Genomic DNA, 3592 nt, shown 5'->3' with positions numbered 1-3592 from the left:
CCCCCCGCGGCTCGGCCGCGCCGCGGACCGGCGGGCCGGCTGGCCGACCGACGCCGGCGGGGCGCCGGCGGTTGCGCCACGGCGTCGTCGGAGACGGAAGTGAGTGTGGGTGAATCGTTGTCGAGCATGTGCTCCCCTTCATCGGCGGGGGCGCCGATTGATGTAAGCCACCGTGGTGGCAAAGCCTGTGGACTGGGATCCGCCCCTCGCCAACCCCCGCGGTCGTCGCCGTCGCGGTGGGGTCGGCGGGCATCGAGCTGTCACCTCGACTGTGCCGGATCGAATGAGCCTGCTGTGCGGGCTCGTCCTGAGCGTGATTATGCCACACCACTCCAGAAGCGCCGTGCCGACGTGCCGCGACGCGCCCATCGAGGGTCTCGACAAGCTCGACCAGCGGTGGAACGAAAAGAACCGTCCCCCCGGTCCACCGAGGGGACGGCAAGCTCAGGGGGCCGGCGGTTCCCGGTGGTAACGCTCGGAGAACAGCGCGAGCGCCACCGTGGCGGCCGCCTCGCGCGCCGCCGAGACTGCGCCGAGCGACACGATGTCGCCACCGAACTGCGAGGCGACGATCTCGGGCGGCGGCAGCTCCGAATCAGCGGCCAGCTGCATCCGGGCGATCTCGATCACCTCAGCGAGCGCGCCGGCCATCGCGCCGCAGACGACGATCACGCCGGGATCGTAGAAGCGGGCCACGACGTTGCAGATCCTGCCCATCGTGGCGCCGAGTTCCTCCAGCAGCGGACGCGAGACCGGGTCGTCGAGCCTCGCCGCGGAGAGCACCGCCTCCGCCGTCAGGCCGGCCTGATCCAGTTCCGCCCAGGGATGGTCGGCGGGGATGCGTCCGGCGTCCAACTCCTGGCGCAGCCATCGCTCGGCCCGTGGCCCGATGCCGTGGGTACTGCCCACGCCGGGGACGTAGCGCAGGCCCTCGAGCTCGCCGACGCCGCCGTTCGCACCACGCACCAGCCGTCCGTCGAGGAAGACACCGGAGCCCAACCGGCGTCCGACCAGGATGGCGACGAAGTCGTCGTGGCCGCGCGCGGCGCCGAGGGTGCCCTCTGCCACTGCGGCCAGGGCCGCGTCGTTCTCCACCCGGACGGCGGGAAACTCCACGTCGAGAACATTCTGGAGACCGCTGTTCATGTGCTGCCAGAAGCCGGCGCGGTGGGACGGTGAACCGCCATCAGCGTCGACCGGTGCCGGAATGCCGACGCCGAGGCCGATCACATCGGCGCGGGTCCGGCCGAGCTTGGCCAGCGCGCCGTCGATCGCCTGCAGTGCCGCTGTCGGGCGCTCGGCCGGACCGAGATCGTCGAACCTGACCAGTGCGGCATCCGAGAAGCCACGTACCTCGATCGAGCACCGGGCCAGGATCTCGCCGGCGAGGTCGGCGACGGACGCCGTGAACTGGCGCTCCCCCGCGTCGACGCCGACGACGACGCCGGCTTCGGCGCGCAACTCGAAGCGGCGCGCGGGCCGCCCCAGCCGGTAACCCTCACCCGGGCCCGCACTGGGCAGTTCGCTGATCAGGCCGAGTTCGATGAGGGTGTCCAGCGCCGCCAGCGCGGTCGACCGGGTCAGCCCGAGCGCGGCGATGACGTGGTCGGCCTGGAAGGCTCCGGCGTCCCAGGCGAACTCCAGAACCGCGGCCGTGCTCGCCCGATGACGCAACTGGCCGGCGGTAAGGCTCATGCGTGCATTCCCCCTTGACCGTCGGTGCGAGCTTGCGGCATCCTACCCGCAGTCATTTTCCTGCGATAGTTCGATTTAGTCATCACAGGAACCGGCGCAGTCATCGACGACCCGAAGGACAACGACGTGCCTCAACCCTCATCAGGCGTTCCCGACACGAACGCCAACCCCCTCAGTACCTGGTCCCCTTCGCGGCGTACGTTCCTCACCGCTGCCGGGGTCGCCGGGGCGGTTGCCGCGGCACCCTGGCTGACCGGGTGCACCGCAAGTGGTCAAGAAACCATCACCTTCTATCAATCCAAGCCGGAGGCGGTCTCCTACTTCAGCAAGCTGGCCGAGGAGTTCACGGCCTCGCAGAGCAAATACCGCATCCTGCATGACATCTCCACCAACCTGTCGGCCAGCTTCGTGCGCAGCAATCCGCCCGATCTGGGCATGTTGAACTACAACCTGGAAATGGCCCGGTTCATGGAACGGGGCGCGTTGTCCGATCTCGGCGATCTCCCCCAGGCCGCCACGATCCGTCCGGATATCGTCGAGCTGACCAAGGCCTATCCGCAGTACGAGAACCGGATCAGCGTGCTGCCCTATTCGGCAATGGCGGCGTCGGTGATCTACAACAAGCGGATCTTCGCCGACAACGGCGTCGAGGTGCCGACCACCTGGGACCAGTTGCTCAACGTCTGCGAGACGTTGAAGGGCAAGGGGGTGACCCCGTTCTACGCGACTTTCATGGACTCCTGGACGATCATGCAGGGCTGGTTCGACTACCCGGCCGGCGGCATGGTCGACATCTCCGAGTTCTACAAGAAGATGAACGAGATCGGGGTGAACGTCGGACCCGACTCCGAGGTGTCCTTCCAGAAGACGATGCTGGAACCGGTCAAGAAGATGGTCGCGCTGACCAAGTACATCAACTCCGACGCCGCCAGCCGCGGCTACGGCGACGGCAACACCGCCTTCGCCAACGGCGCCGCCGCGATGATCCTGCAGGGCCCGTGGGCGTTCAGCGAGTTCGACAAGGTGGGCAAGCAGCTCGATCTGGGGACCTTTCCGTTCCCGGCGACCAACAACGCCGACGACCTCAAAGTGCGGGTCAACATCGACCTGTCGCTGTGGGTGCCGGAGGCGGCGAACGGCAAGGAGGGTGCCCGAGAGTTCCTGAAGTTCCTGATGCAGCCGTCCATCCAGGATCCCTACAACGCGAAATTCCTCGGCTTCGGCACCACCAAAGATGCACCGCCGGTCACCGATGAGCGCATCATCGGCATGCAGCCCTACTACAACTCGGGCAAGTTCTACATGGGCGCCTCGCAGTTCATCCCCAACACCATTCCGGCGCCCAACTACTTCCAGTCCATCGCCCTCGGCGAAGCTCCCGAGCCGCTGCTCGCCCAGCTCGACCGCGACTGGTCCCGACTCGCCTTCCGGGCCTGACAAAGGAGTCCATGCATGTCGTCCACAGTCCAACAACCGACGCAGAAGGCGTCGACCGCGGCTCCTATCGTGCATCGCCGGCGTCAGGTCGAGCCGATCTACTGGTTCTTCCTCTTTCCCGCCATCGCCGTCTTCACCCTGCTGATCACCTACCCCGCCATCGAGGGCATGACCATGAGTTTCACCAACTCGATGGGCTTCGGTGACTTCAGCTGGATCGGATTCCGTAACTACATCGCGCTGTTCCGCGACGAGAACATCCTGGCCTCCTACGGCTTCACGTTCCTGTTCGCGTTCGTCACCGTGATCCTGGTCAACGCCATCGCCTTCTTCCTGGCGCTGGGCCTGACCTCGAAGATCAAGTTCACCAACCCGCTGCGCGCGATCTTCGTCATTCCGATGGTGATCTCGGCGATCATCTACTCCTACGTGTTCAAGTTCCTGTTCAACAACTCACTGA

Annotated in this window: 3 protein-coding genes; 2 read left to right on the top strand and 1 reads right to left on the bottom strand. The window is 66.3% G+C overall.

Features of this window, described 5'->3' with window-relative positions; translation table 11 throughout:
• Positions 1-444: 444 nt before the first annotated feature.
• Positions 445-1695 carry an ROK family protein gene (locus Q0066_RS01565; RefSeq protein ID WP_298129388.1) on the bottom strand — a complete coding sequence of 417 codons (1251 nt, stop codon included), beginning with the start codon at positions 1693-1695 and terminating at the stop codon, positions 445-447.
• A 126-nt stretch (positions 1696-1821) separates the two neighbouring features.
• Between Q0066_RS01565 and Q0066_RS01560 the strand changes: the two genes are divergently transcribed.
• Together Q0066_RS01560 and Q0066_RS01555 are read left to right on the top strand one after the other, a co-directional pair.
• A complete protein-coding gene (locus Q0066_RS01560; protein ID WP_298129387.1) occupies positions 1822-3132 on the top strand; it encodes an extracellular solute-binding protein in 1311 nt (436 codons plus the stop codon).
• A 15-nt stretch (positions 3133-3147) separates the two neighbouring features.
• Positions 3148-3592: sugar ABC transporter permease (locus tag Q0066_RS01555; RefSeq protein WP_298129386.1), on the top strand; the 445-nt coding region annotated here is incomplete at its 3' end.

It is taken from the genome of Micropruina sp., assembly GCF_027492755.1.
Classification (GTDB): Bacteria; Actinomycetota; Actinomycetes; order Propionibacteriales; family Propionibacteriaceae; genus Micropruina.
Note: the sequence above shows the minus strand (reverse complement) of the source record. Positions and strands in the feature narration are given on the sequence as shown.

Excerpts from the sequence above, each read along its gene's own strand:
- Q0066_RS01565 (WP_298129388.1), bottom strand. The coding sequence starts at position 1,695 with ATGAGCCTTACCGCCGGCCAGTTGCGTCATCGGGCGAGCACGGCCGCG.